The sequence below is a fragment of the Caulobacter sp. CCH9-E1 genome, from assembly GCF_001556515.1.
GTDB lineage: Bacteria > Pseudomonadota > Alphaproteobacteria > Caulobacterales > Caulobacteraceae > Caulobacter.
This window is the reverse complement of record NZ_LSJA01000317.1, coordinates 68,158-94,534: the sequence shown is the minus strand read 5'-3', so window position 1 is coordinate 94,534 and position 26,377 is coordinate 68,158. Positions and strand designations below refer to the sequence as shown.

Genomic DNA, 26,377 nt, shown 5'->3' with positions numbered 1-26,377 from the left:
TGAGGGCCGCCGACGCACGCGTCACGGATGCGCGACATCGACGACGACCTTGCCCCCTGCCCGGCCGCCAGCCAGCGTCTCGTAAGCCGCGTCCAAGGCGTCCAGACCAAACCGGCCTTCGTGCAGGCGCGGCTTCAGCGCTCCTTGATCGGCCAGGGCCGCCACTTCCGTCAGAATCTCGCCGAAGTGGCCGCGCCCCTCGCCGCTCAACAGCGGTTGAAGCGTGAAGACCCCCGAATACGTCGCCTGCTTGAAAGAGAGCGGCGCCAGCGCATGCACGCCCCAGCCCAGGCAGCTGACGACGTGGCCGAACCTTTTGACGGCCTGGAACGAGGCGTCCAAGAGGGCGCCGCCGCCGGTGTCGTAGACAACCTCGAAGCCCGCGCCGGCGGTATGCTCGCCGACATAATCGGCGACCGATCGCGCACCGTCGATGGCGACCGCGCCGAGGTCGCGAAGGTAGCTCTGATCCGCCTCGCCCAAGGCGGTGGCATAGACCCGCGCGCCCTTGGCCAGAGCGATCTGGACGGCCAGATGGCCTACACCGCCCGCGCCGCCTTGGACCAGCACGGTCTGGCCAGGTCTGACCCGGGCGCGATCGACGAGGCCTTCCCAGGCCGTTATGGCCACCAGCGGCAGGGCGGCGGCCGCGCGCGCGGAAAGGCTGACCGGCCGTTTGGCGAGAAGTCCCGCGTCGACCGAGACGTACTGGGCGTGGGCGCCCTGCAGTCCCCCGACACCGCCGACGAGGCCGAAAACACGATCCCCCGGCGCGAAACCCACCACGTCCGCGGCGACGGCCTCCACCTCGCCGGCCAGGTCCATGCCCAGCACCGCCGGCAACGGGTTGCGAGCGTGGGCTGCCTGCTCGGCGCGGATCTTCAGGTCCAGAGGATTGAGGCCGCTGGCCTCCACGCGGACAAGCACCTCGCCTGGACCGGGGGTCGGCCGCGCCACAGGCTGAAGCGTGAAGGGGCCGTCGCGCGACGTCACGACGGCGGCGGTCATGGTTTGGATCGAGCTCATCGGAACAACTCCGGTTGGTTGAACCTAAGAGATCATCCAAACGGGATTGACTGGAATAGAAGACTTGGCACGATAATCATTCAGTTTTGAATGGGTGATGCGTGGCGCCGTTCGAGTGGAGCGACCTTCCGATCTTCCTCGCCATCGCCCGGGAGGGCACGCTGGGCGCCGCGGGGCGTCGGGTTGGCCAATCGCAGCCGACCATGGGACGCCGACTGAAAGCGCTCGAAGCGGCGATCGGCGCGGCGCTGTTCCAACGGACGGCGGACGGCTTCGTCCTGACTGACGAAGGCCAGACGCTGCTGGCTCACGCCGAACGCATGGAGACGGAGTCGCTCGCCTTGCTGCGAGCCTTGTCGGGCAGCGACGCGGCCTTGGCGGGCGAGCTCCGCGTTTCATGCTCGGACTGGTTCGCCCGCGTGCTGCTCGCGCCGGTCCTGGCCGAACTGGCCGAACTGCACCCGGCCGTGGTGGTCGAGACCTTGACCGATCCTCGCATCTACAGCCTGGCGCGCCGCGAAGCCGACCTCGTCGTGCGCATGGTGCCGTTCAGCGAGGCCGAGGTGCTCGCCCGGCGCCTGGTGACCATCTCGTATGGGCTGTACGGCCGCCCAGAGGACTGCATAGAGCCGATTGGAGATGGAGCGGGACACGCCTTGGTGGTCATGGACACCGCGTTCGGCGGCATGCCCGACGTCGGCTGGATCACGCGCCGCCTGCCAGGCGCCAGGATCGCCTCGCGCAGCAACAGTCGCGAGGTGCAGGCCCAGCTTTGCGCGCTGGGCGCCGGCCTGGCCGTGCTGCCGCGGCCGCTGGGCGACGCCGCCCCTGGCATCCAACGGATCGAATTGGATGAGGACCCGCCCAGCCGCACGCAGTGGCTGGGCTATCATCGGGACCTGCGGCGCCTGCCGAGATTGCGGGCCCTCGCCGACCTGCTGATCGCGCGGATCCCCACTCTCGCCTATTAGCGCGGTCAGGCCCCATGGGTCCAAGAAGGGCTCGATGCGCTCAAGCCCTTCTTCAACGCCGGGATGATTGTCCTCCGCGAGCCGACTGCGTCGGTCATCTGAGGAGGTTTGAAATGAGCGAGCGTTCAACCAAAGACCAAGCCGCGTCACGACGCGCGGTGATGACGTCCGGCCTTGGCCTGGCCGCCCTCTCCGCGGCGCCGGCGCTGTCGCCGTCAGAAACCCAGGCAGCGACTGCGGCCAAGCCGGCGCGAGCGAGCAGCGGCGTGATCAAGACCAAGGACGGCGTCGAGCTGTTCTACAAGGACTGGGGGCCTCCCGCCGGCCAACCGATCGTCTTCCACCACGGCTGGCCATTGACCGCCGACGAGTGGGACAACCAGATGCTGTTCTTCGGCGCCAAGGGTTTCCGGGTCGTCGCCTTCGACCGGCGCGGTCATGGTCGTTCGACCCAGACCGACGATGGCAACGAGATGAACGCCTACGCCGCCGACACGCACGCAGTCGTCCAAGCCCTGGGCTTGGCCAACGCGGTGCATGTCGGGCATTCAACGGGCGGTGGCGTCGTCGCGCGCTACGTCGCGCGCTTTGGACGCGCCGACCATGTCGCCAAGGCGGTGCTGATCGGCGCCATCCCGCCGATCATGCTGAAGACTCCGGCCAACCCCGGCGGTCTGCCCATGGAGGTCTTCGACGGCTTCCGCGCGGCTCTGCAGGCCAATCGCGCCCAGTTCTACCGGGATGTCCCCGAGGGGCCGTTCTATGGCTTCAATCGTCCGGGCGCGAAGGTCAGCCAGGGCCTGATCAACAACTGGTGGCGCCAAGGCATGGCCGGCGGCGCCAAGGCCCAGTACGACTGCATCGCGGCCTTCTCCGAGACCGATTTCACCGAAGATCTGAAGACGATCGACGCGCCGGTGCTGATCATGCACGGCGAGGATGACCAGATCGTGCCCATCGCCGACAGCGCGCTTCTGGCCATCAAGCTGCTCAAGAACGGCGTGCTCAAGACCTATCCCGGATTCCCGCACGGGATGGCGACGACACAGGCCGACACGATCAACCAGGATCTGCTGGCCTTTATCCGCAGCTAAGACGGCGCCGGGCCGCGCCGACGGCCGCCCCCGTCTGCTTCTCATTGGCGTCCGGACGGGGGCGTACCGATATCTATTTGAAGCTTGATCGAAGAAAGAACCGATATGCGCCAATTCGGCCTTGATGCGACGCGGGTCGCCGAGCGCGTTTGCAACAATGCGCTCCAACTTGCCTCGATCAGCGAGCGTCCGGATCCCGGGCAGTCTCTGCAGGCGGTGATCGACTGGATCAAGAACCTCAGCGCTCAGGCCGCGGGACATCTTCGTGAGACGCTTGCGATCGATTATCCTGAAATCGGTTGGGCCGAAGAAGACCTCGTCAACGCACAGGATCGTCGTCCTTACTGGCTCTATGACCCTATCGATGGTGCCTATCACTTCCTTCAGGGCCTGCCCCTCTGGTCGAGCTCATTGGCTCTGATCGTCGATGGCGAACCCGTCTTCTCCGTCGTGCATGACACATCGCAGCGAGACACGTTCGTGGCGCAGAAGGGTGGCGGCGCGATCTGCAACGGAAGACCAGTAACGGTGTCGCGCAAGCAGGATCCCGCGACCGCGGTCCTCGGGACATCCATTCCGCCTCTGGCGCAGGTCGGGCCGAAGGCGCGGGACCGTGCGCTGGCGCTGGTGAAGCTCGCGTCGGACAGCGCCTTCGTCATCCGGCCGATGGCGGCTGTGTCTCTTCAACTGGCCTATGTCGCGGCCGGCCGGCTGGATGGTTTCTGGGAAGTGGGCGACGATCCGGGCGATTGGCTGGCCGGGAGTCTGCTCGTCACCGAAGCCGGCGGGCAGGTTACGACATTGGCTGGCGGCGAGGTCGCGACGGGAGAAGGCGTCCTCGCCGGCCCTCCCGCCATTCACCGCCATCTCCTGAACGCGTTTCGCAAGGACTAGCCATCACGGCGCCGGCGAGCGCTGAGCAGGCGCTGCGATCACAGGCACCGTTCTATCCAAGCGCCCGTGAGATGAAGGTGATACGACCGGGACGGCTCCCAATTTCCCCGCCCTCTCCAAGTGTCGACATGCACCCAATCACCACGCCCTTCGGCTTCTCCAGCACGGCTTTGGATGTCCTACAGGGCGTCGACCTTCACGGCCGCAGCGCCATCGTCACCGGGGGCGCGGCCGGAATCGGGGTGGAAACAGCCCGCGCCCTGGCCATGGCCGGCGCGGCGGTGACTCTGGCTGTGCGCCGCCCCGAGGCCGCCGAACCCGTCGCCGAGGCGCTTCAAAACGCGACAGGCAATCCGGCTATCACCGTCCGTCGCCTGGACCTGTCAGACCTTCATTCGGTGGCCACGTTCGCTCGGTCCTGGGAGAGCCCGTTGCACATGCTGGTCAACAACGCCGGGATCATGGCGGTGCCGGAGTTGGAGCGAACCCCGCAGGGATACGAACTCCAGTTCGCCACCAACTATCTGGGCCATTTCGCGCTCACCGTGGCCCTGCGCGCCAGTCTGGCCAAGGCCAACGGCGCTCGTGTGGTCTCGCTCAGTTCGCTCGGGCACCTGTTCTCGCCCGTCCTCTTCGACGATCTCCACTACGACTTCATCCCCTACACCCCGATCGGCGCCTACGGGCAGTCGAAGTCCGCCTGCGCCTTGCTGGCCGTGAGCGTCATGCGCCACTGGCGCAACGACGGCATCGTCGCCAACGCGCTCAACCCGGGCGCAATCGCGACGGGCTTGCAGAAGCACACAGGGGGACTGAGGACCCCGGTCGAGCGGCGCAAGACGGCCGAACAGGGCGCTGCGACCTCGGTGCTTCTGGCGGCCTCGCCATTGCTCGAGGGTGTGAGCGGTCGCTATTTTGAGGACTGCAACGAGTCCCGGCCGATCATGAAGCGCCCCGCAGACTTGGTCAGCGGCTATGCGCCCTACGCCCTCGATCCTGAAAACGCCGAGCGGCTGTGGAGGGTGTCTCACGCCCTGGTCGGCGAGGCCCTCGCCTAGCGAAGCCGAACGTGTTCCGGCGCCGGCAAGCGAGGGCTAGGGCCTAGGCGGAAGGCGGCAACGGCGCAGCCTCGGCCCACTCGGCGCGCGTCGTCGGCCGTCCCTTGATGGTCGAGGCGATGGCGGCGGACTTGTCGAGGGTTTCCTGCAGGGACTTGGGCCCCTGGAACGGCCGTCCACCGATATGCCAGCCGTCGGGATGCAGCTCCTCGATCAGCACCCACACGACTTCTCGGAAGGCCTCCGAGCCTTCGAACCTGACCATGACCTCGGTCAGGGCCTTGGCCATTTCGTGCTTTTGGTCCGGCGTGAAGACGCCTTCGACGAGCTTTACATTTACAAAGGGCATGGCCGCTTTCCTTTTGGTGTCCAGGGAAGGGCTGCAGTTTGCGGGCGGACTGGTCTTTCGACTTGGACGGATGCGTCTCCAGAGCTTGAAGGCTTGCCAATGGCGGGCGCAGACCATCGCTGCATCGCGACCGTCGGAGGCGCGGTCATCCACAGGTTTGACGATCTGCCCAGCTACCCACCACGACGCCGCGACACGTCTGAGAATCCGCCACGCAATTTTCGCGCGGCGGAATTCGAGTTGTCCTCAATGCCCCGTAAGTCCGCGTCGCGCTCCGAAGATCAACAATCCCCGGACAACTCGCCAAACCGAACGCCAGAACCCCAGAAGAAGCGCGGCTGCGCGCCCCGCCCCATCGTTCCCTTCCCGCCCCCGCTCTGGGAGGACGGCGCTGCGCGAAACGTTCTCGTCGAGCGAGACCTCCTGGGGATCGTTGAGGCGATCGACCAGACAGCGCACGGGCGTGGTCTTGCTGATCACCTTGCGCTTGGCGAGCAGGCGCAACGCCAGTCGGCGCCCCTCTCCGGCGGTGACCAGGGCGTAGCCGGTCTCGGCGCCGTCGGCGCCAAGCTCGGGCTCGACCACCAGCGGCGAGATCAGACCCTTGGCCTTGATGCTGGCGGCGCGCGCCTCGATGTCGGCCTCGGTGTGGGCGACCTTGCGCACGTTGCGCGGCGACTTCTTGAGCTTGCCGAGCGGATAGACCCGCTCCTCGGCGTGCTGAACGCCAGCGAACGAAACAGCTTGGCTCTGGGTGTTCATGTCTGCCTCCTTGAGGGCATGGGGGTTCAGGCGCAAAAGGCGCGCCTGAACCCCGACGCCCGTCGGCGAGACCGGGGGTGCAAGCGGAGGCGCCGGCTTCGCGGGGACCTGGCTGCAGGGCGTTCCACCCCGCCGCCCATCGTCCTCAGGCCACGCCCGAAGCTGGGCGGAAGCCGGTCCGAAGCGCGCCGGGGGCGGAGCCCCAAGCCCGCGGCCGTCAGGCCGCCATCAAGCCAGAATGAAGCCTGCACAGGAGCCCGCGCACGGCGCGTGGCGGGAAGCGGCGTCGAGCGTCCGGCGGCGCCCCAAAGGCGCCCGCCAGGCGTCGCGCCCGTAGGAGCGGCGAAAGCCGCGGGACCGAGCGTGACCGCCGGACGCTCTCCGAGCCCGGCGAAGCGGACCGCGCAAGCGGGCCGCGGGAGCCTCGCATGGCAATCTGGCGCGCGGGTCGCCCTAGTGCCGGGTGGCCTGCGGCCAATGCTCGTCGGCGAAGGCCTGGATCCACTCACGAGCGGCCCGGTCTCGCTCATGCGCGGGCACGCTCCGCATTCGCGCCGTCAGGCTCTTCACGATCGTCCTGACGGTCGCCCGAAGCTCGTTCCAACGCTCGACGGTCTCCGGGGGAGCCCGACCGCTCTCGACGTCCTGACGGATCGCCCGCAACCGTAGAAACAGCGGATCGTTGGTCAGCACGTCCATGTCGTCGGCGACGGGGTCAGACATGCAGTTTCCACAGACCGATCGCCATCAAGGCAAGCGTCGAGCCGATCCCCGTGGCGAGCAGAAGCCACCCGATCGTGGTCAACGGGCTTCCCGTGCGCAGCCGTTGCCTGCGCGCCATGTCACGATCTCCGATCATGCTCGCACCGTAGCGCTTGCCCGGCGGGCGAGTCGAGATCACGGCGCCACCTTGAACCAGGACCGCCGTCCGCCTGCCTTTGCCCGCTACCGCCGCAGACGGCCAGGCGCCCCCTTCACCGCGCGAGCGGACGAGGCTTAGGTCACGGCGAAGGAGCACGCCGATGTCCGCCACCGCCTCGCCAACGCCCCAGCGCCACCCCGACTCCATGCCGCTTCGCGCGATCCGGCGCGGCCAGCTGCGCCAGATCGTGCCGCTGGCCGACACCACCATCTACGAGATGGAGCGTCGCGGAGAGTTTCCGCGACGCTTCGCCCTAACCCGGCGCTGCGTGGTCTGGGATCTCGCCGAGGTCGAGGCCTGGCTCGCCGAGCGCAAGCGCGAGGGCGAGGCCGGCGTCCAGGACCGCGCCCCCGCGCCTGACGTGCGTGACCGCAAGACCAGGCCTGTTCGGCGCGAGGTCGGCGGCCCGGATCGCCGATAGAGCGTCTCGTTTACACCGAGAGGCTCAGGACCCGGTCGGCGCTCAGGCCCCCGGGTCCAGGGTGACACCATGCAGTTCTGTGGGACGCAAGGTCGGGACATGCCGCTCCCCCCTCACCCACGCGTCGATCATGTCCGCCCATTGCTGAAGCATGTGCCGACGCTGATGGGCGTATTCGGCGACATTGTAGACCCGGCGCGAGGTCCGGCGATCGACGTGGGCCAGACACTTCTCGATCCAGTCGCTTTCAAAGCCGATCTCGTTGAGCAAGGTGGAACCCGTGCGACGCAGGTCATGGACGGTGAACGGCGCGATGGCCAGCCCCTGCTCCTTGGCGCGCTCGGCGATGCTCGTGGTCACCCGGTTGAACGTCGCCCGCGACATGGGCTGGTCCGGCTCGTAGCGCGACGGCAGAAGGTAAGGAGAGTTCCCGGCGCAGGTCTTCAAGGCGATCATGATGTCGAGCGCCTGGTTGGACAGATAGACGTTGTGAGGCCGGCCCGCCTTCATGCGGGCGGCGGGGATGCACCAGACCGCATTGACGAAGTCGACCTCGTCCCAGGTGGCGTCCTGCAGCTCGCTCTTGCGGACCAGGGTCAGCAGGATGAGCTTCATGCCCAGCCGGATGGTCGGCAAGGTGGGGACCTGCTCCAGCAGTGGGTAGAAGAGCCGGATCTCCTTGGCCGACAATGCCCTCTCGCGCGGCGTGAACGACCAGATCGACGATGGGCTGACGTCGTGGGCCGGGTTCTCCACCTTCTCCCCGTGCAGACGGGCGAAGGCGAAGATCAGATTGATCTGATCGCGGATATGGATCGCGGTGGCCGGCGCCCCGCGGCCCTTGACCGTCTCGCAGAGCGCCCGGACATCGCCGGGCTCGATCTCGATCAACAAACGGTTCTTGAACGCCGGCTCGATGTCACGCTCGTAGATCGAGCGACGCATGGCGCGGGTGCTGTCTGCCATGCGGCCTTCTTCCAGCCACTTGCGGCCAAAGTCACCGAAGGTCTTGGCGGCCTTGATGCGGGCCTTGTCCCGCCGCTTCTCGAGCGCCGGTGAAACCCCGTCCCTGATCTTGCGCCGGGCCTCCATCCCGAGCTCCCGCGCGGCGAGCAGGCTTATGCCGTCCCGGCCATAACGTCCCAAGGTCAGGGTCTCTCGCCGGTTGTTGATCCGGTAGTCGAGGCGGAAGGAAATCGAGCCCGAGGGAGCGACCACGACGTAAATACCGTCACGGTCCGCGACCTTGTACGGTTTCTTCTTTGGTTTCAGATGCTTGAGCGAAGCGTCGGTGAGCATGGACGGCCTCCTGCGCACCCCCAAAACACCGAAAATCGGCGCAAAATACCGTCACGCCCCAAACGGGGTGGTGGAAACGCCTTTTCCTGAGTGAATTCAGGGACTTGATGCTAGAAAAAATACCGTCAGGCCTGACTTGTCGTGACGGTATCAGCCGCACGCCCTCGCGAGCAAGCTCAGGGCGATACCGTCAGACACACGAAACGTGAACTGGCTTCCCTCGATCGTAGCCGATCGACGGAGAACCAGAACACGTTTTATTTCAAGGATTTAAGCGATATTCGCGATGGTCCGCGAAGGTCCAAAAAGGACCCTGAATCATTCCCACTCGATGGTGCCGGGCGGCTTGGACGTCACGTCGTAGACGACACGGTTGACGCCGCGAACCTCGTTGATGATCCGGGTGGCGGTCTTGCCAAGCACTGGCCAGGGGAACTCGAAGAAGTCGGCGGTCATGCCGTCGGTCGAGGTCACGGCGCGCAGGGCCAGGACGTTCTCATAAGTCCGGGCGTCGCCCATCACGCCCACGGTCTTCACGGGCAGCAGCACGGCGAAGGCCTGCCAGATCTTGTCGTAGAGGCCGGCGTTGCGGATCTCTTCCAGATAGATGGCGTCGGCTTCCTGCAGGACCTTGACCTTCTCGGGCGTGATCTCGCCCGGGATACGGATGGCCAGGCCCGGGCCCGGGAACGGGTGGCGGCCGACGAAGGCGGGGGCCAGGCCCAGTTCGACGCCCAGGGCGCGGACCTCGTCCTTGAAGAGCTCGCGCAGCGGCTCGACCAGCTTCAACTTCATGTAGTCCGGCAGACCGCCGACATTGTGGTGGCTCTTGATCACCGCCGAAGGGCCGCCGCGGGCAGAGACGCTCTCGACGACGTCGGGATAGAGCGTGCCCTGGGCCAGGAACTCGGCGCCGTCGATCTTGGCGGCTTCCTTATCGAAGACGTCGATGAACAGCTTGCCGATGGTCTTGCGCTTGGTCTCCGGGTCGCTTACGCCGGCCAGCTCGCCCAGGAACAGGTCGCCAGCGTCCACGTGAACCAAAGGGATATTGTAGTGGTCGCGGAACAGGGTGACGACCTGATCGGCCTCGTTCTTGCGCAGCAGGCCGGTGTCGACGAAGACGCAGGTCAATTGGTCGCCGATCGCCTCATGAATCAGGACGGCGGCCACCGAGCTGTCGACCCCGCCCGACAAGCCGCAGATCACCTTGCCCGAGCCAACCTGGTCGCGGATCTTCTGGACCATCTCCTGGCGGAAGGCCGCCATGGTCCAGTCGCCCTTCAGACCGGCGATGTTGAACAGAAAGTTCCGGTACATCTTGGCCCCGTTGACGGTATGGTACACCTCGGGGTGGAACTGCAGGGCGTAGATCTTCTTCTCGTCATTGGCGATGGCCGCGAACGGCGCGCCGGTCGAGGTGGCGATGACCTCGAAGCCCTCGGGGATGGCGGTGACGCGGTCGCCATGGCTCATCCAGACGGTTTCGAGTTCGCCGACGCCGGCCAGACCCTGGAACATCGGGCTGACCTTGCCGATGGTCAGCTCGGCGCGGCCGAACTCGCCGGCGTGCCCCCCCTCGACCTTGCCGCCCAGGACATCGCACAGCAGTTGCTGGCCGTAGCAGATGGCCAGCAGCGGCAGGCCCAGGTCAAAGAGCTTGCGGCCGATGCGGGGGCTGTCCGCCTCCAGCACGCTGGCCGGACCGCCCGAAAGAATGATGGCGCTGGGCTTGTACTCGTCGACGATGGCCTCGGCCTTGTCGAACGGATGGATCTCGCAATAGACGCCGGCCTCGCGCACCCGGCGGGCGATCAGTTGGGTCACCTGGCTGCCGAAGTCGACGATCAGGACGCGCTGGTGGTTCGGTTCGGGGGTCATCGGCGGGTCTCCAGCGGTCTAGCGTTCAGGTCAGGGCGTGTAGGTGGATCGCTCCAGCACGGCGGCGAAGAAGCCGTCCGTTCCGGCGCGGTAAGGGGTCAGGCGCAGATAGCCTTCGGGGCTCACATACTGCTCGACGCCCGGCAGGGCGATCGGCTTCACGGTGAATTCGGGATGGCGCTCCAGGAAGCCGGCGACGCGGTCCTCGTTCTCGTCGGTCAGCAGCGAGCAGGTGACGTAGACCATGCGGCCGCCGGCCTTCACGAAGGTCGCGGCGTCCTCCAGCACGCTGTCCTGCTCGATCTGGCGTTTAGCGAGCTGGTCGGGCGACAGCCGCCACTTGGCGTCCGGGTGGCGGCGCCAGGTGCCGGCGCCGGTGCAGGGGGCGTCGACGAACACGACGTCGATCTTGCCTTCCAGGCCCTTCAGCGGCGTCGCCTCGATCGGCGAGCGGATCTGCAGGTTACGGACCCCTGCCCTCTGGCCGCGTCGGATCGTGTCGGCCAGGCGCCGAGCGTCGGCGTCGTGGGCGAAGATCTGGCCGCTGTTGCCCATGGCGGCGGCCAGGGCCAGCGTCTTGCCGCCCCCGCCAGCGCAGAAGTCCAGCACCTGCTTGCCCTTGACCTCGCCCGCAACGGCGGCGGCGATCTGCGAACCTAGGTCCTGGACCTCGAACCAGCCCTTGGAGAAGGCCGGCACGGCCTCGACCGACGGCGTGCGGTCGGCGGCGGCCGGAGCCGGAATACGGAAGGCGTTGGGCAGGATTCCCGCCGGTGCCGCGTGGATCGGGGCCAGGGCCTTGGCGGCGCGCTCGGCGTCGGTCTTCAGGGTATTGACCCGCAGATCGACCGGGGCGCGTTCGGACAGCGCCCGCATCTCCACGGCCTGATCGGCGCCCAAGGTGCGGATCAGCCGCTCTTCCAGCCAATCAGGATAGTCGCCGACCACCGGGGCCGGAGCGCCGTCGAGCGAAACGGGGTTGGAAAGACGCTCGCGCTCGGCGTCCGTGAGCGGGCCAAAGCCGTGCTCCTCGGCCGCGGCTTCGGCGATCCGCTCCGGCGTCCAAGCCCAGGTGAAGGCCAGCACGCCCAGCACCACGCCGCGCGCGCTGGCGTCACCCATCATCCAGCCCAGCGAGCGTTTGCGGCGCAGAGCGTCGAGCACAAGGCCCGAGACGAAGGCTCGGTCCTTCGAACCGGCGTAACGAGCCGCCTCGCCCCAGCGCTTCAGCGCCATCTTCACCGGAAAATGCCGCGCCTCGATCTCGGTCAGAACCTCGATCGCCGCTGAAACCCGTCCTCCGTCCCGCATCAGACGACCAGGGCCAGGAGGGTCAGGAAGATCCCCGTAAAGGAGACCGCCCAGGCGATGCTGCGCACCCACGGCACGCCCAGCGCGTAGAGCGGCAGGAAGGCGAGGCGACCGCCGACATAGAGGCCGGAGCCAACCAGGGTCAGGGCGCCGAACCGGCCGCCCAGATAGGCGACCAGCACGGCGGCGGCGAAGAACGGGAAGCTCTCGCGGTAGTTGGCGAAGGCCCGCTCCAGCCGCGCGGCCAGGCCGCTGACCGGAACAGGCTCGTCGCGTGGACCGGCGCTCCACTTCAAACCCCGCTGCGACACGCCCGCCAGGGCCGCCGCCAGCAGGTGGACGAGGCCGATCAGGACCGCCACGCCCAGCATCTGAAGTTCGAACGCCATCCGCATCGGCTAGACCGCGCTCGGATAGTTCGGCGCCTCGCGCGTGATCATCACGTCGTGGACGTGGCTTTCACGCAGGCCCGCGCCGGTGATCCGGACGAATTTGGCGCGCTTCTGCAGCTCGGGAATGGTCGGCGCGCCGACATACCCCATGGCCGCGCGAAGGCCGCCGACCAGCTGGTGCAGCACCGGCGAGATCGGACCCTTGAACGGGGTCTGGCCCTCGATGCCTTCCGGCACCAGCTTGAAGCTGTCCGTCACTTCCTTCTGGAAGTAGCGGTCGGCCGAGCCGCGGGCCATGGCGCCCACCGAGCCCATGCCGCGATAGCTCTTGTACGAGCGGCCCTGGTACAGGAACACCTCGCCGGGCGCCTCTTCGGTGCCGGCGAACATCGAGCCCATCATGGCGGTCGAGGCCCCGGCGGCGATGGCCTTGGCCAGGTCGCCCGAGTACTTGATGCCGCCGTCGGCGATGATCGGGGTGTTGCTCTCGCGACCCGCGCGCACCGCTTCCATAATCGCGGTCAGCTGCGGCACGCCCACGCCCGCGACGATGCGGGTGGTGCAGATCGAGCCCGGGCCAATGCCCACCTTCACCGCGTCGGCGCCGGCGTCGATCAGGGCGCGGGCGGCGTCGTAGGTGGCGATGTTGCCGGCCACGATCTGGACGCGGTTGGCTTCGCGCTTCAGGCGCGAGACCGCTTGCGCGACTTGGCTGGAGTGGCCGTGGGCGGTGTCGATGACGACGACGTCAACACCGGCGTCCACCAGGCCCATCGAGCGCTCGAAGCCAGCGTCGCCGACGGTCGAGGCCGCCCCGACCAGCAGGCGGCCCTTGTCGTCCTTGGCGGCTAGGGGGTGCGCCTGGGCCTTCTCGATATCCTTCACCGTGATCAGGCCGACGGCGCGGTAGGCGTCGTCGACGACGATCAGGCGTTCGATCTTGTGCTTGCGCAGCAGCTCGCGGGCTTCGCGCTGGTCGACGCCCTCGGAGACGGTGATCAGGTTCTCGCGGGTCATCAGCGCCGAGGCGGGCACGTTGGCGTCGCCCTCGAAGCGCATATCGCGGTTGGTCAGGATGCCGACCAGCTTGCCCGAGCCGCGCTCGACCACCGGGAAGCCCGAGATCTTGCGGCGGGCCTTGATCTCGCGGACCTCGGCCAGGGTAGTGTCGGGGTGGATGGTCAGCGGATTGATGACCATGCCGCTTTCGTAGCGCTTCACCTCGCGGACCTGGTCGGCCTGCTCCTCGTTGGTGAGGTTGCGGTGAAGAATGCCCAGGCCGCCGGCTTGCGCCATGGCGATGGCGAGGCGGCTTTCGGTCACCGTGTCCATGGCGGCGGACACGAGCGGTATGTTCAGACTGATTTCACGCGTGAACCGGGTCTCGGTCGTCACCTGGGTAGGCATGACGTCGGACGGGCCGGGTTCGAGCAAAACGTCGTCGAAGGTGAGCCCTTCGCGAATCTCCATCGGAGTCTCCATTTTGCGGCGCGGATATAGCCGCGAGGCCGACCGTTGTCGACCCGGAGTCGGCGCGAAATGGAGATGAATTTTTCTGGATAGACGAACGGCGGCGACGACCAAGCCGACCGGCGCCGCCCTCCCCGCCTAGACCGGCTTGGCGCCCGGCGTCCCGCACTTGGCGAACTTGCCCTTGGCGTCCTTGCACTTGGCGGGCTTCGCCGGAGCCGCGGCAGGCGGCGGACACTTGATGAACTTGCCCTTGGCGTCGCGGCAAGGCGCGGCGGCGTTGGCGGCGCTGAGGCTCGACAGGGCGACGGCGAGCGCGAAGGCGAGGCTGAGGCTCTTGGACATGGCAGGTCTCTCACAAGCACGGACAGAGTCCGCTAGACCCCACGCGGACGAATCGCTTGGGAAGAGAGATCAAAAACACAAGTTTCCAATAAAATTCAGCGACTTGAAGCTGAGAAAGCTCGCGCTGACAACTCCGGCGTCAGTCCGCGAGGCCCTCCAGGTTCAAGCGTCCCGACTTTGAAACCACCGCCAGGGCGTCGCCAGTCCTGATGATCTCGCTGGGCGACGGGCTCTCGATCACCGTCCCATCGGCCCGCTCAATTCGCACGATCAGCACGCCGCCTCCGCGCCGCTCAAGCTCCCGGATGGTAGCCTTCCGACTGCCGAGGTTCGGAGGCGCGGTGATGACCCGCAGGTCCAGACCCAGCTTGGCCAGTCCTTCGTCGGTGCCGTCGCCTTTCGGCTCGGAACCGCGCAGGAAATGCGCCAGACGCGGATAGAGGATCATCTCCGCGATCCGCTCGGCGCCGATATGCGCCGGCATGACCACGCGGTCGGCGCCAGCCTGCATCAGCTTGCGCTCGGTCGTCGGGCGTTCGCCGCGGGCGATGATCTCGAGCTTCGAATTGAGACTGCGCGCCGACAGGGTGATGAAGACGTTGGCGGCGTCGTCCGGCAGCACGGTGGCCAACACCTTGGCGCGCTCGACATGCAGGGTGCGCAGCACGTCCTCGTCCGTGGCGTCGGCGTGACGGCAGAGATAGCCTAGGTCCTTCGCCTCCTGGCAGCGCGCCTCGTCGCGCTCGACGATGACGAAGGTCTCGCCGACAGACGCCAGCTCGCCGGCCAGCATGAGCCCGATACGGCCAAAGCCGCAGATGATGATGTGGCCGTCCAGGCGGTCGATGTCGCGTTCCACGCGCTTTCCAAAGAACTGTTCGAGTTGAGACTGAGTCAAAGCCTGCACCAGCGAACCGGTGACGATGATGACGCCCGTGCACCCGAACACCATCGTGGCCATGGTGACGACGTGCAAGTAGTCGGTGTCGATCGGCCGGACTTCGCCATAGCCGACCGTGAAGATGGTCAGGGTGACCATGTAGAGCGCGTCGCCGAACGACCAGCCGGCTTGCATGTAGCCGACCATCGCGCAGGCGGCGACCAGCAGCACGAAGCCGACCGCGATCCCCAAGTTCCTGAACGGCTTGGCGACCAGTCCTCCGATGACGCCCCCCTGGTCGCTCACCGCCCCTTGAACCCCGTCGCGACGAGGAAGACCTCCGAACTATCCTGTCGGCTGGCCTTGGGCTTGAAGTGCTGCACCTTGGTGAAGTGCCGCTTGAGCTTGCCGATGATCTCGGCCGTCTCGCCGCCCTGGAAGGCCTTGGCGACGAAGGCGCCGCCGGGCTTGAGCACATCCACGGCGAACTCGGCGGCGATTTCGATCAGGCCGACGATCCGCAGGTGGTCGGTCTCGCGGTGGCCCACGGTGTTGGGGGCCATGTCCGACATCACGAGGTCGGGCTCGCCGCCGAGCAGCTCCATAAGCTTCTCGGGCGCGCCCTCGGCGGTGAAGTCCATCTCCAGGATGTGCGCGGGCGCGACCGGGTCCACGGGCAGCAGGTCGATGCCGGCGAGGTTCGTGACACCGCGCTCGACCGCGATTTGCAGCCAACCTCCGGGTGCGCAGCCCAGGTCGATGACCTTCGCGCCTTTGCGGAAGAAATGGAACTTGTCGTCGATCTCGCTGATCTTGAACGCCGCTCGGCTGCGATAGCCGAGCGCCCGAGCCTTGGCCGAGAACGGGTCGTTGATCTGACGTTCCAGCCAGGCCTGCTGGCTGGGCGTGCGGCCATAGGCCGTCTTCAGGCGCGCCGGCTTGCCGCGCCCGCCTTCCGAGCCGCCCGAAGGCGGCTTGACCATGCGGCGGCGGGGAGGATCTTCGCTCATGCGGACACCGGTTTCTTGGAAGCCCCACCGCGCCGGCGCCGCCGCGGGCGCTTTTGCTGGTCGGACATCAGGGACATCAGAAGCCCCTCTCTAAGGCCTCGATCGGCGACACGCACGCGCGAACACGGCCAAAGCTCCTGAACAGCCTGCAGGATCGCCGCCCCCGCCAGCACCAGATCGGCGCGGTCGGCGCCGATGCACGGCTCCTGAGCCCGCTCGGCGGACGTCAGCGATAGCAGTCGCTCGGCCGCCGCATCGCAGTCATCGCGCCGCATCCACAGGCCGTCGACGACGTTTCGGTCATAGCGCGGCAGGCCAAGATGCAAGCCCGCCAAGCTGGTGATCGCGCCCGAGGTGCCGACCAGGTGCGCCCGTCCCTCCGCGAAAATCCGCCGCATGGGCTCGGCGTGCGGGAAGCCCTCGATCCGCGCCTTCACATCATCGACCATGGCCCGGAACCAGGTCTCGTTGGCCGTCTCGCCTTCCGGGAAGCGCTCCGCGAGCGTCACCACGCCCACCGGGATCGACAGCCACGCCTTGATCGGCAGCTTCCAGGCGGCGAACTGGCGAGGACGGGCGTCCAATCCCCCGCCCTTCAGGTCCACCCACGACAGCTCGGTCGAGCCGCCGCCGACATCGACGACCAGAGCCGCATCCTGTTCGCGGTCGAACAGGCTCATGCAGCCGGCGACCGAAAGCTGAGCCTCCTCCCGGGGACTGATGATCTGCAGCTTGAGACCGGTCTCTTCATGGACACGCCGCACGAAGTCGGGACCATTGGCCGCACCCCGGCAGGCCTGGGTCGCCACGGCCTTCACACGGATGGCCTTGCGGCGGCGGATCTTCTCGGCGCAGACCTTCAGCGCCGCCAGCGAGCGATCCATGGCCGCCTCGGACAGCCGACCGCTCTGGGACAGCCCCTCGCCTAGCCTGACAATGCGGGAATAGGCCTCGACCACACGGAAGCCGCGCGGCGAAGGCGTAGCCACCAAGAGGCGGCAGTTGTTGGTGCCGAGATCGAGCGCCGCGTAACACGACGACTCCTCCGGCGACCGCCGGCGCCGCCCTTGCGGGGCGCCGGGCGCGCGCGGCGCCTCCGACATGGTCAAGCCACCTGTCTCGCAGGCGTCGCGAACGGTTGCGACGCCTCACTTCGAGTCGACCATAGCACGTGACTCGCGCTCCGGAAGACGCCGCCTTGTCTTCCGCGTTCGGAAGTCTCTACGTTCAGCTTTCAGTCAGCTAGAGATGCTATTCTCCAAACCATGAATTCGAGACTCGCCAAGTTCGCGATCGGCCAAGTCGTCCGTCACCGCCTCTTCCCGTTCCGGGGTGTGGTGTTCGACGTCGACCCGGTGTTCGCCAATACGGAAGATTGGTGGCAGTCGATCCCCGAGGAGATCCGCCCCAACAAGGACCAGCCGTTCTACCACCTGCTGGCCGAGAACGAGGACAACAGCTACGTCGCCTATGTTTCCGAGCAGAACCTGCTGCCGGACGACAGCGGCGAGCCGGTCGGCCACCCGCAGACCGCGGTGATCTTCGAGTCATTCGACCACGGCCAGTACAAGCTTCGGCCTCGAATCTCGCACTAAGCGGCAAACCTGTCCGCGCAACCGCGCGATCAGCGCAAACTCCGAACAGCTTTTGCGAAAATCGGGGCGTAGCGTTCTCGCATGAGCGGAGAAGGCTTCGATAGCGCGCCCCCGCCGGGAGCGAACCAGGATTGGACGATCGATCAGGGCTGGGCGTCCTACTCCCAGGCCGAGCACGACGTCTGGATCACCCTTTACGAACGCCAAGCCCAGATGCTGCATGGCCGGGCCTGCGACGCGTTTCTGCGCGGACTCGACGCCCTCGACCTGCACCGCGCGGGCATCCCGGATTTCCACCGCATTAATGAAGAGCTGCAGCGTCTGACGGGCTGGAGCGTGGTCGCCGTGCCAGGCCTGGTGCCCGACGACGTATTCTTTGATCACCTCGCCAACCGCCGCTTCCCGGCCGGCCAGTTCATCCGCAAGCCGCACGAGCTGGACTATCTGCAGGAGCCGGACATCTTCCACGATGTCTTCGGTCACGTGCCGATGCTGACCGACCCCACCTTCGCCGACTACATGCAGGCCTACGGCGAGGGCGGCCGACGGGCGCTTGGCCTAGGGCGCCTCGCCAATCTCGCACGGCTCTACTGGTACACGGTGGAGTTCGGTCTGATGAACACGCCGGCGGGCCTGCGGATCTATGGAGCCGGCATCGTCTCTTCGCGATCGGAGTCGATCTTCGCTCTCGGCGATCCGTCCCCTAATCGCATCGGCTTCGACCTGGAGCGGGTGATGCGGACGCTCTACCGGATCGACGACTTCCAGCAGGTCTATTTCGTGATCGACTCGATCCAGACCCTGCAGGAGGTGACCCTGCGAGACTTCGGCGCGCTCTATGAGCGCCTGGCGGGCGCCAGCGACATCGGCGTCGCCGAGATCGTTCCCGGCGACGCCGTGATCACCCGCGGGACCCAGGCCTATGCGAGGGCCGGCGGTCGCCTGGCCAGCGCCTCGGCGGGCTGACCTTTCAGGCCAAACAGGATCCGAACGCCCGGGATGCGTCGCACGATCTCGTAGGTCGCGAAACAGCCGGCGAAGGTCGCGACGACCAGGATCGCCCCCTCTAGCCCCTGGGGCAGACCCAGCTTGGCGAGGTGATGGGCCATGACCACGATCAGCGTCTGGTGGACCAGGTAGAACGGGAAGACGCCCAGGGTCAGGTAGCGCAGCACCGGTCCGCCATGCGTCAGATGCTTGGCCCCAAAGCCCAGGATGGCGACGATCGCGCACCAGGTGTCTGCGGCGAACACGAAACGCATCAGCAGCTTCAGTTGAGGCGAAGGGATCGGCGTGTCGTGACGATAGGTCCAGACGTAGATGCTCCATCCCGCCCAGGCGGCGACCGCGACGATCAGGGCTGGCCAGCGAACAGCGACAAGGCGTTCACGCAGGGTGTCGGACTTGGCGAGACCAAAGCCCAGCAGAAAGGCGCTGAACGAAACGGCGTGGACGTAGTGGTCGCCGACCAGAGCGTGGGTCTCGCCGTACTTCGCATAGAGGGTGGCGCGCAGCATCGCGAGAAACAGGATCGGCCAGGCGAATAGGCCAACGCCCTTCAACAGATATTCCGCGGCCTGTTGGATGCGCTCGCCGGCCGTCTTCCAGACCAGCAGCATGAGCGCCAGGACCAGCGTGTAGAACAGCAGGTAGGCCACGAACCACATGTGGTTCCAGGTCGGAGTGATCAGGCAATCGCCGTCGGTCCCGCACCAATGGCCCGAAGCCGTGACATACCGGACCCAGAAGTTCTCGACGCCCACCGGCGCGCTGGGATGTTGGGCCAGATACTCGACAATCTCGTAGTACGACTGCGGCGGCACGATCACGAACATGGCGAACAGCAGCGGTGGCAGCAGGCGCACGATCCGCGCGCCGGTGAGTTGGCCCACCGTGGTCGTGTCGGCCATGAACCGCGTCGCCGCGCCCGAGACCAGGAACAGCAGGGTCAGCCGCCAAGGATTGGTCAGCAGCATGAGGGGCATCAGCCCTTCGACGACATGGGGCGTCTTCACGTGCCAATCCCATGGCACATAGAACATGCCGGTGTGATAGAGGATCAGCAGGAAGAACGCGCCGACCCGAATCCAGTCCAGGTCGTAGCGTCGGTCTATCTGTTGAACGGTCGTGGTCATGAGGGGAAGGTCCGGCTTGAACAGCGATGCTCATGACCTGCCTCGCCCCGCCTCGACCAGCCAAGCGGCTCGGGATCAGCGGCCGACGGTAGGGATGACCGGCGAAGCTTCCGGGACGAGCAGCGGCGTTTTCGGGATGACCGGCGAAGAGCGCCTGTGGCTGACCCGCGCCTACGCCCTCTGCGTGAGCCTGTTCGTCGCCATCTGTCTGGTCAACATCCTGACGGTGCAGCACGACGCCCCGCGCCTGGGCCTGATCAGGCCCGCGATCTGGGAGATCAGCAGCGCCCTGGTCATCCTGGCGATCACCGCGATCCCCGCCGCCATGGCCGTGTGGATGGTCAGGACCAGGCCTCGCTGGTGGGCGGCCGCGCCTGCCCACATCGTCGCCGCCCTCGTCTACTCCGCAATCCACGTCGCGGCCTTCGTCGCGCTGCGGAAGGTCGCTCACGCCGTCTTGCTGCACGAGACCTATCGCTTCGGGCCGCTGCCCGGCGAGTTCCTGTACGAGTTCCGCAAGGACCTGCTGGGCTACGCGGCCGCCACGATCATCTTCTGGCTGGCCCTGATGCGCGGCGCGCAGAAGCCATTCGAACGGGGCGTTGCGGCGCCAGCGGTCTTCGACATCCTGGATGGCGCGCGGCTGATCCGCGTTCCAGTGGCGGAGATCATCGCCGTCCGCTCGGCCGGCAACTATGTCGAGTTCATCCTGGGAGACGGCCGACGCCCCCTCACCCGCTCATCGCTCGGCGCCGCGCTGGAGAGCCTGGCCCGCCATGGCTTCGTGCGCACCCACAAATCCTGGCTGGTCAACACGGCCCGCGTCACCGGCCTGAAGCCCGAGGGCTCGGGCGACTACGCCGTCGAACTGGGTGACATCGAAGCGCCGCTCTCCCGCCGCTTTCCGGAGGCCTTGGCGGCCCTGCGCGCCTAGAAGAGCAACATCCCCATCAGGATGTCGTCCTCGAAACGGCCGTCCGGCAGCCGTCCGCGCGCCACCTGCCGGCCCTCATGCTGGAAGCCCAGCCGCTCGTAGAGCCGGATCGCGCCGGGATTGCCGGCGCCCGCCGCGAGCTCGATGCGCAAGATGGGCGGCTCCTGGGCTTTGGCCCACGCGATCAGGGCCTCGAACAGCCTGGAGCCGATCCCCCGTCCCTGCCGCTCCGGATGGACCGCCACCGTCAGGCTTCCCAGCACGTGGGCGAACAGAGCCACGGTCTCGCGCTTGGCGTGGATCTCGCCGCAGACCAAGCCGTCGGCGTCGATCGCCACCAGGCAGATGTCGCAGCCGATCGCGGCCTCGGCGTACGCGGGCGTCACCTCTTCCGGCGCGCGCGCAAGCGCGCCGGGCGTGACGGCGGCGGCCCTGTGCAGGGTGACGATGGCGTCTCTGTCCGCGAACGTCGCGGCCCGAATGGTGATGCTCAAGCGGTCCTCTGGAACGGATAGAAGTCACCGCCCAGGTCGAGAATCTGGGTCAGTTCGTCCAGGGCCTCGCGGCTCTCGGTCAGCAGCTGCGGATCTGCCAGATCGGCCGGCGACAGGCTGTCGCGGTAGCGGCGCTCCACCCAGTTCGCCAGGGTCGTGTGCAGGCCGGGCGTGAAGCGCTGCGCCGGGTTGGCGGCCTCGAGCTCCTCTTCGGTCAACACGACTCGCAGGCGCAAGCAGGCCGGCCCACCGCCATTGCGCATGCTCTGGCGCACGTCGACATACTCCACGCGTCCGATCGGACCATTGGAGGCGGCCAGTCCCTCGGCGACCGCGTGGGCGCGCGGGTTGTCGCGCGTCTCCGCCGGCGCCAACAGCAGCAGGCGATCCTCGCCAGGAACAGCCAGCAGCTGGGAATTGAACAAATAGCTGGCGACCAGATCCGCCATCGGCAGCTCGGCCTCCGAGACTTCGACGAAGACCGGTTCGAAAAGGCCCTCGGCGGCGGCCCGAACCTCGCGCTCCATCAGACCTCGATCCTCGAAGGCGCGTTCGTGAAAGAACAGGCACTCGCGCGTGCCGACGCAGACCACATCATTGTGGAAGGCGCCGCCCGCGATCGCCGCCTTGGCCTGGCGCGGGAAAACCGGACGCGCGGCGCCGTGACGACGCTGGATGGCCTCGAACGCCTCGCGGGTCTGGCGGGCCGGGAACCTGCCGTCCCAATGCTCCCAGGCCTCGCGCCCCCAGACAAACAGGTTGACGCCCGGCGCGCAATGTTCCGCGCAGAGCCGCACATGGTTGGCGGCGCCCTCGTCGGCGAAGTGGGGCTGGGCTGGCAGGGGATCATGGACGGTGAAACGCCGCGTGTCCGGGAACAGGCGTCGCAGCGCGCGCGTCGTCTGATCGCCCTCCAGGCTGCGATGCAGGTTGGTCAGCAGATTGGCCGGCGTGAGATGAACGCGGCCGTCGGCGGCGTCGGCGCTGGGCGTCACCGTGGCGGCGTTGGCGGCCCACATCGACGAGGCCGAGAAGGCTGCGGCGGCGAGGGCCGGCGCCGACTTCCAGGCATCCTCAAGCAAGATCTCTTCCCGGCCCGAAAACCCGATGGACTTCAGGAAGTTTGTCGCCGGACGCTCATGCGGCGCGAGAACGAACTGCGGCAGGCCCAGGTCGTAGAGCCGCCGCATCTTGGCGAGCCCCTCCAGCGCCGCCCCGCGGGGGTTGGACACCTCGCCGGCGTTGCGAGTGCTCGCCAGGTTGCCGGGCGAAAGACCGACATACGAGTGGGTCGGTCCAACCAGGCCGTCGCAATTTGCCTCGACGGCGGAAGTCATGGTCGCAAGCCTTTGATGTCCTTGACTGTATCGGTAACCGCTCCGGCCTCGAAACTGGCCACTGGATAGGCGCAATAGTCGGCGGCGTAATAGGCGCTGGGCCGGTGATTGCCCGATGCGCCGAGGCCGCCGAACGGCATCGAACCCGCAGCGCCGGTGGTGGGCCGGTTCCAGTTCACCACACCCGCGCGAATACGGTTGAGGAAAGCGTCCCAGCGGCTTGATTCATTTGAGATAAGCCCCGCCGACAAGCCATAGCGCGTGGCGTTCGCCGCCTTCAGGGCGTCGTCGAAACTGCCCACGCGGCGGACCTGAAGCCAGGGCGCGAAGAGCTCCTCATCGGGGATGTCGGCGCCCGTTACATCCACCAGGCCCGGGGTGACGAAGGCGTCGCCAAGACCCGGCACAGATCCCAGGGCGCGGATCCTGTCGCCAGGCATGGCCTCGGCTACGGCGCGAGCGGCCTTGGCCGCGCGCGCCGAGATCAGCGGTCCCATGAACGGCTCGGCCTCGCCGTTCCATGGCCCGACCGTCAGGCGATCGGCCAGCGCCGCCGTCGCCTCGATCACGGCCTGGCCAAAGGCGTCGTCCGGCACGATCAGCCGCCGCGCGCACGAGCAGCGCTGGCCGGTCGTGATGTAGGCCGATTGCACGACCAGGGCGGCGACGGCTTCAGCGTCGTCGGCGTCCCAGACGACCAGCGGGTTGTTGCCGCCAAGTTCCAACGCCAGGATCACGTCCGGACGGTCGGCGAAGCGGCGGCGGAAGAAGGCCCCCGCCGCGGCCGAGCCCGTGAACAGCAGGCCGTCGATCTCCTGGTCGATCAGGGCCTGCCCCGTCTCGCGCCCGCCCTGTACGAGGTTGACGACGCCCGCCGGAACTCCGGCCGCTTCCAGCGCCTCGACCATCAGTTGGCCGGCCAAAGGGGTCTCCTCGGACGGCTTGAACACCACGGTGTCGCCGGCCAGCAGCGCCGGGACGATGTGGCCATTGGGCAGGTGACCGGGGAAGTTGAACGGCCCCAGCACGGCCATCACGCCATGCGCCCGGTGACGCAGCACGGCGCGGCCGAACGGCATGGCGTTCTCGGTGACGCCGGTCCGTTCGTCATAGGCCTTGATCGACAGATCGACCTTGCCGGCCATCGAACCCAGCTCGGCCTTGGTCTCCCAAAGCGCCTTGCCCGTCTCGCGGCTCAGGGCCTCGGCGAAGGCCGCCGTGCGTTCGACCAGGATTTCCTTGTAGCGACGCAGGACCGCGATCCGCTCTTCGCGCGGACGATCCGCCCAGGCGGGGAACGCGCGTCGGGCCGCTTCCACTGCCCGGCCGACGTCCGACGGGTTCGCCGTCGCGCCGCGCCAGACCGCTTCGCCCGTCGCCGGATCGGTCGAGACCAGCTCCGGGCCTTCGCCCGAGCGCCACTTGCCGTCGATGAACAGTCCGCTCATGCCTTCACCCGCACCACTTCGCCTTCGCAGACGCCAAGAGCGTCCATCGCCTCGCGCCCCAGAATGGCCGCCTCACCGTCGATCAGCACCGGAGCGCGGATCGCGCGGAACCGCGACACCTCTCCGGTCGAAATCAGCGCCTCCTCGCCGAAAGCGTCCTCGCCCGGCTTCACCCGCAATCGCTTGGAGTCGCGCACCGTACGGATATCATCGCGCGGACAGGCCACGGTCGGCCCGGCGTCGAACAAGTCGACAAGGCCTTGATACCGAAAACCCTCGCGCTCCAGCATCGCCCGAGCGGCTTCGCCATCGCGATGAACGCGACCGATGACGTCCCGCGCCTCTTCGGGCAGGAGCTCGGTATAGATCGGGTGGCGCGGCGCCAGGTCGAGGATGAACTGGCCGTCGGTGGAGGCGCTCATCAGGTCGGCCTGGTCGAAGTCCAGCCGGAAGAACTTGTGCGAGACGTGCTCCCAGAACGGACAACGGCCATCTTGGTCGAACCAACCGCGCAGCTCGGCCAGCACCATCTCCGCGAACCGCTGCGGTTCGATCCCAATCAGCATGTAGCGCGACTGGGCGAGCAACCGCCCCGCCCCGCCTTTGCGTTTCTCGGGGCGCAAGAACAGCGAGCCGACCTCGGACCAGCCAGCGCATTCGTTCACCAGAACCAGGGCCTTGTGATCAAAGCGCATCTCCAGCGTCGGCGACGACTGGGCCAAGGTCACGACCCGGAACGAAAAGAAAGGCCGCTTCAGGCCGACCCCAGCCTTCACCCCCGCCACGCCCTCGACGGAGCCCGTCTCGGTCTCCTCGAGCATCAGGGTGTACCAAGCCTCGGGCGGGGCCACGCCGGCCTGGAAACTGGCCTCCGACAGCGCCAGGCGCGCGCGCAAGGTCGCCTCATCCTCGGGCAAGCTGGTGAACCCTCTGCCCGAGAGCACGGCCAGCTCCATCAGGGCGTCGAAGTCGGCGGAACCGGCGGGACGGACAACGAGCATTCAGTGGATCTCCCCCAGGGTGTCCATGGCGGCGCGGATCGCGCGGGCGTCGATCGCGCCGCTCGCCAACTTCATCAGGATCAGGGCCGAGAGCTGCGCGCGCTCGACGAAACTCTCGGGCCAGGCGTGCTCGGCCTCGCTGTGGATGTCGCCGCCGCGCACGCCCAGGGTGTCGACATTGGGCAGCCCCGAGGCGAACAGGTTGTTGCCCTCGCAGACGCCGCCGGACGGCTTCCAGACGATCTCCTGGCCGAGCAGCGCCCCAACATCCTTCACCGCCCCGAATAGCCGTTGCTGGGCGGCGTTGAAGGGCTTCGCGCCACGCGTGATCCGGCCGTGCAGATGGGCGTGCAGATCGTCGCCCACGGTCGCGACGATCCGGGCGACCTCGGCTTCGAACCAGACCGCGGCCTCCTCTTGCGGGAAGCGGACGTTGAAGCGGACGACCGCCACCTCCGGCACCATGTTCAGCGGCGCGCCGCCATCGATGCGAGCGACATTGACGGTGACGCCATCGCGCTGACCGTTCAGGGCGTGGAGGCGCTCAGCGATCCGGGCCGCGCCGATCACCGCGTTGCGCCCGGCGGCGAAGTCGCGACCGGCATGAGCCGCGCGGCCGTGGACCACGATGTGGAAGTTTCCCGAGCCTTTGCGCGCCGAAGCCAGGGCTCCGTCCGCCAAGGCCGGTTCGTAGGTCAGGCCGACGTGACCGCGCCGGGCGAAATCGGCGAGCACGGGCGCGGAGGCGATCGAGCCGATCTCCTCATCCGGCGACAGCAGCACGCGATAGCCGAGGCGGGCCGAGTCGGGGTGGCGCTCGAACGCCTCCAAGGCCGCCAGCATCACGGAAATCCCCCCCTTCATGTCCGCGATGCCAGGGCCATGCAACGCGCCGTCCGGGCGCGTGCGGACACTTTGGAAGGCGCTCGTCTCCGGGTAGACCGTGTCGTAGTGGCCGGTCAGAACGACTTGTATCGGCGCCTCGGGACGCACGATCACAGCCAGCGACGGCGGGTGGGCCAGCTCGGTCTCGCGGCCGTCGGCGGCGACCTCGCGTGATGGCGTGAGCGGGATCTCCACGGAAGCGGCCGGCAGGCTGGCGGAGGCGTCGAGCAAAACCTGCCTCTGACGCTCAAGCCCCGCCAAGTGGCGACTTCCGGAATTGATCGCACACCAGTCCACGGCGCGATCAATGATCTGGCCGCCGGCCTGCGCGATATGGTCCAGAACCGCGCGGTCTTCTGACTCAAGACGCATCAATAGCCTGTCCTCCCTCAGTCAGGATAACCAAGGGCCGCGGGCAAATCGTGCTTACCTGAAACGAGGTAACCGAGGGCCCGCGCAACAG

General features: G+C 67.3%; 28 protein-coding genes. 8 read left to right on the top strand and 20 right to left on the bottom strand.

The window, feature by feature from the left end:
- Positions 1–21: 21 nt before the first annotated feature.
- Complete coding sequence (locus tag AX690_RS18310) at positions 22–1,026, bottom strand: zinc-dependent alcohol dehydrogenase family protein (protein WP_066681140.1); 1,005 nt, start codon at positions 1,024–1,026, stop codon at positions 22–24.
- Positions 1,027–1,127: 101 nt separating this feature from the next.
- Between AX690_RS18310 and AX690_RS18305 the strand changes: the two genes are divergently transcribed.
- The 4 genes from AX690_RS18305 to AX690_RS18290 all read left to right on the top strand — a co-directional run bounded on the left by AX690_RS18305 (position 1,128) and on the right by AX690_RS18290 (position 5,043).
- Positions 1,128–1,997 (top strand): LysR family transcriptional regulator, encoded by an 870-nt coding sequence (locus tag AX690_RS18305; RefSeq protein WP_066681139.1) that lies wholly within the window; start codon positions 1,128–1,130, stop codon positions 1,995–1,997.
- Between the two features lie 113 nt (positions 1,998–2,110).
- Complete coding sequence (locus AX690_RS18300; RefSeq protein WP_066681137.1) at positions 2,111–3,091, top strand: alpha/beta fold hydrolase; 981 nt, start codon at positions 2,111–2,113, stop codon at positions 3,089–3,091.
- 105 nt (positions 3,092–3,196) lie between these two features.
- Complete coding sequence (locus AX690_RS18295; protein ID WP_066681135.1) at positions 3,197–3,985, top strand: inositol monophosphatase family protein; 789 nt, start codon at positions 3,197–3,199, stop codon at positions 3,983–3,985.
- Positions 3,986–4,113: 128 nt separating this feature from the next.
- Complete coding sequence (locus tag AX690_RS18290; protein WP_066681132.1) at positions 4,114–5,043, top strand: SDR family NAD(P)-dependent oxidoreductase; 930 nt, start codon at positions 4,114–4,116, stop codon at positions 5,041–5,043.
- A 43-nt stretch (positions 5,044–5,086) separates the two neighbouring features.
- Here AX690_RS18290 and AX690_RS18285 read toward each other — a convergent pair whose 3' ends face one another.
- The 4 genes from AX690_RS18285 to AX690_RS23040 form a co-directional block, all read right to left on the bottom strand.
- A complete protein-coding gene (locus tag AX690_RS18285) occupies positions 5,087–5,392 on the bottom strand; it encodes a 4-oxalocrotonate tautomerase family protein (RefSeq protein WP_066681130.1) in 306 nt (101 codons plus the stop codon).
- A gap of 246 nt (positions 5,393–5,638) precedes the next feature.
- A complete protein-coding gene (locus AX690_RS18280; RefSeq protein ID WP_066730509.1) occupies positions 5,639–6,154 on the bottom strand; it encodes a ParB/Srx family N-terminal domain-containing protein in 516 nt (171 codons plus the stop codon).
- Positions 6,155–6,607: 453 nt separating this feature from the next.
- Positions 6,608–6,877: a hypothetical protein gene (locus AX690_RS18275; protein ID WP_066681058.1), complete on the bottom strand. Its 270-nt coding sequence runs from the start codon at positions 6,875–6,877 to the stop codon at positions 6,608–6,610.
- Positions 6,870–7,055, bottom strand: coding sequence for a hypothetical protein (locus tag AX690_RS23040; protein ID WP_156449722.1), 186 nt, complete (start codon positions 7,053–7,055; stop codon positions 6,870–6,872). The genes AX690_RS18275 and AX690_RS23040 overlap by 8 nt, the downstream gene beginning before the upstream one ends.
- 121 nt (positions 7,056–7,176) lie before the next feature.
- Here AX690_RS23040 and AX690_RS18265 point away from each other — a divergent pair, with 121 nt between their 5' ends.
- Positions 7,177–7,497 (top strand): AlpA family transcriptional regulator, encoded by a 321-nt coding sequence (locus tag AX690_RS18265; RefSeq protein WP_066681054.1) that lies wholly within the window; start codon positions 7,177–7,179, stop codon positions 7,495–7,497.
- A 42-nt stretch (positions 7,498–7,539) separates the two neighbouring features.
- Here the strand turns inward: AX690_RS18265 and AX690_RS18260 are convergent, their stop codons facing one another.
- From AX690_RS18260 to AX690_RS18220, 9 genes are all read right to left on the bottom strand, one after another.
- Positions 7,540–8,796 (bottom strand): tyrosine-type recombinase/integrase, encoded by a 1,257-nt coding sequence (locus tag AX690_RS18260; protein ID WP_066681052.1) that lies wholly within the window; start codon positions 8,794–8,796, stop codon positions 7,540–7,542.
- A gap of 318 nt (positions 8,797–9,114) precedes the next feature.
- Entirely contained in the window at positions 9,115–10,677 is a 1,563-nt protein-coding gene (guaA, locus tag AX690_RS18255) for a glutamine-hydrolyzing GMP synthase (RefSeq protein ID WP_066681050.1), read from the bottom strand.
- 30 nt (positions 10,678–10,707) lie between these two features.
- Positions 10,708–11,988, bottom strand: coding sequence for an RsmB/NOP family class I SAM-dependent RNA methyltransferase (locus AX690_RS18250; RefSeq protein WP_066681049.1), 1,281 nt, complete (start codon positions 11,986–11,988; stop codon positions 10,708–10,710).
- Positions 11,988–12,377, bottom strand: coding sequence for an MAPEG family protein (locus tag AX690_RS18245; RefSeq protein ID WP_369798227.1), 390 nt, complete (start codon positions 12,375–12,377; stop codon positions 11,988–11,990). Before AX690_RS18245 ends, AX690_RS18250 begins: the two co-directional genes overlap by 1 nt.
- Positions 12,378–12,386: 9 nt before the next feature.
- Positions 12,387–13,850: an IMP dehydrogenase gene (guaB, locus tag AX690_RS18240; protein ID WP_066681047.1), complete on the bottom strand. Its 1,464-nt coding sequence runs from the start codon at positions 13,848–13,850 to the stop codon at positions 12,387–12,389.
- A 138-nt stretch (positions 13,851–13,988) separates the two neighbouring features.
- The gene (locus AX690_RS18235; protein WP_066681045.1) at positions 13,989–14,195 is read right to left on the bottom strand and encodes a hypothetical protein; all 207 of its coding nucleotides are present in this window, start codon (positions 14,193–14,195) and stop codon (positions 13,989–13,991) included.
- Between the two features lie 139 nt (positions 14,196–14,334).
- Positions 14,335–15,381, bottom strand: coding sequence for a TrkA family potassium uptake protein (locus AX690_RS18230; protein ID WP_066681044.1), 1,047 nt, complete (start codon positions 15,379–15,381; stop codon positions 14,335–14,337).
- A complete protein-coding gene (locus AX690_RS18225) occupies positions 15,378–16,085 on the bottom strand; it encodes an RlmE family RNA methyltransferase (protein WP_066681042.1) in 708 nt (235 codons plus the stop codon). The genes AX690_RS18230 and AX690_RS18225 overlap by 4 nt, the downstream gene beginning before the upstream one ends.
- Positions 16,082–17,188 (bottom strand): Ppx/GppA phosphatase family protein, encoded by a 1,107-nt coding sequence (locus AX690_RS18220; RefSeq protein ID WP_066681065.1) that lies wholly within the window; start codon positions 17,186–17,188, stop codon positions 16,082–16,084. Before AX690_RS18220 ends, AX690_RS18225 begins: the two co-directional genes overlap by 4 nt.
- Positions 17,189–17,350: 162 nt before the next feature.
- Here AX690_RS18220 and hspQ point away from each other — a divergent pair, with 162 nt between their 5' ends.
- Positions 17,351–17,680, top strand: a complete 330-nt coding sequence (gene hspQ, locus AX690_RS18215; protein ID WP_066681040.1) for a heat shock protein HspQ — start codon at positions 17,351–17,353, stop codon at positions 17,678–17,680.
- An 81-nt stretch (positions 17,681–17,761) separates the two neighbouring features.
- Complete coding sequence (gene phhA / locus AX690_RS18210) at positions 17,762–18,646, top strand: phenylalanine 4-monooxygenase (protein ID WP_066681038.1); 885 nt, start codon at positions 17,762–17,764, stop codon at positions 18,644–18,646.
- Here phhA and AX690_RS18205 read toward each other — a convergent pair.
- The gene (locus AX690_RS18205; protein WP_066681036.1) at positions 18,601–19,815 is read right to left on the bottom strand and encodes an acyltransferase; all 1,215 of its coding nucleotides are present in this window, start codon (positions 19,813–19,815) and stop codon (positions 18,601–18,603) included. The genes phhA and AX690_RS18205 overlap by 46 nt on opposite strands.
- Before the next feature lie 136 nt (positions 19,816–19,951).
- Here AX690_RS18205 and AX690_RS18200 point away from each other — a divergent pair, with 136 nt between their 5' ends.
- Entirely contained in the window at positions 19,952–20,749 is a 798-nt protein-coding gene (locus AX690_RS18200; protein WP_231732234.1) for a LytTR family DNA-binding domain-containing protein, read from the top strand.
- On the opposite strand, the gene AX690_RS18195 is transcribed toward AX690_RS18200, so the two are convergent.
- From AX690_RS18195 to AX690_RS18175, 5 genes are read right to left on the bottom strand one after another with little or no spacing between them, the layout of a single operon-like run.
- Positions 20,746–21,243: a GNAT family N-acetyltransferase gene (locus tag AX690_RS18195; protein WP_066681031.1), complete on the bottom strand. Its 498-nt coding sequence runs from the start codon at positions 21,241–21,243 to the stop codon at positions 20,746–20,748. The two genes, AX690_RS18200 and AX690_RS18195, sit on opposite strands and share 4 nt — an antisense overlap.
- Positions 21,240–22,580, bottom strand: a complete 1,341-nt coding sequence (locus AX690_RS18190; protein ID WP_066681030.1) for an N-succinylarginine dihydrolase — start codon at positions 22,578–22,580, stop codon at positions 21,240–21,242. The genes AX690_RS18195 and AX690_RS18190 overlap by 4 nt, the downstream gene beginning before the upstream one ends.
- Complete coding sequence (astD, locus tag AX690_RS18185) at positions 22,577–24,028, bottom strand: succinylglutamate-semialdehyde dehydrogenase (RefSeq protein ID WP_066681028.1); 1,452 nt, start codon at positions 24,026–24,028, stop codon at positions 22,577–22,579. Before astD ends, AX690_RS18190 begins: the two co-directional genes overlap by 4 nt.
- Complete coding sequence (locus tag AX690_RS18180; protein WP_066681027.1) at positions 24,025–25,029, bottom strand: arginine N-succinyltransferase; 1,005 nt, start codon at positions 25,027–25,029, stop codon at positions 24,025–24,027. The genes astD and AX690_RS18180 overlap by 4 nt, the downstream gene beginning before the upstream one ends.
- The gene (locus tag AX690_RS18175) at positions 25,030–26,286 is read right to left on the bottom strand and encodes a hydrolase (protein ID WP_066681026.1); all 1,257 of its coding nucleotides are present in this window, start codon (positions 26,284–26,286) and stop codon (positions 25,030–25,032) included. It abuts the gene before it with no gap.
- Between the last annotated feature and the right edge of the window lie 91 nt (positions 26,287–26,377).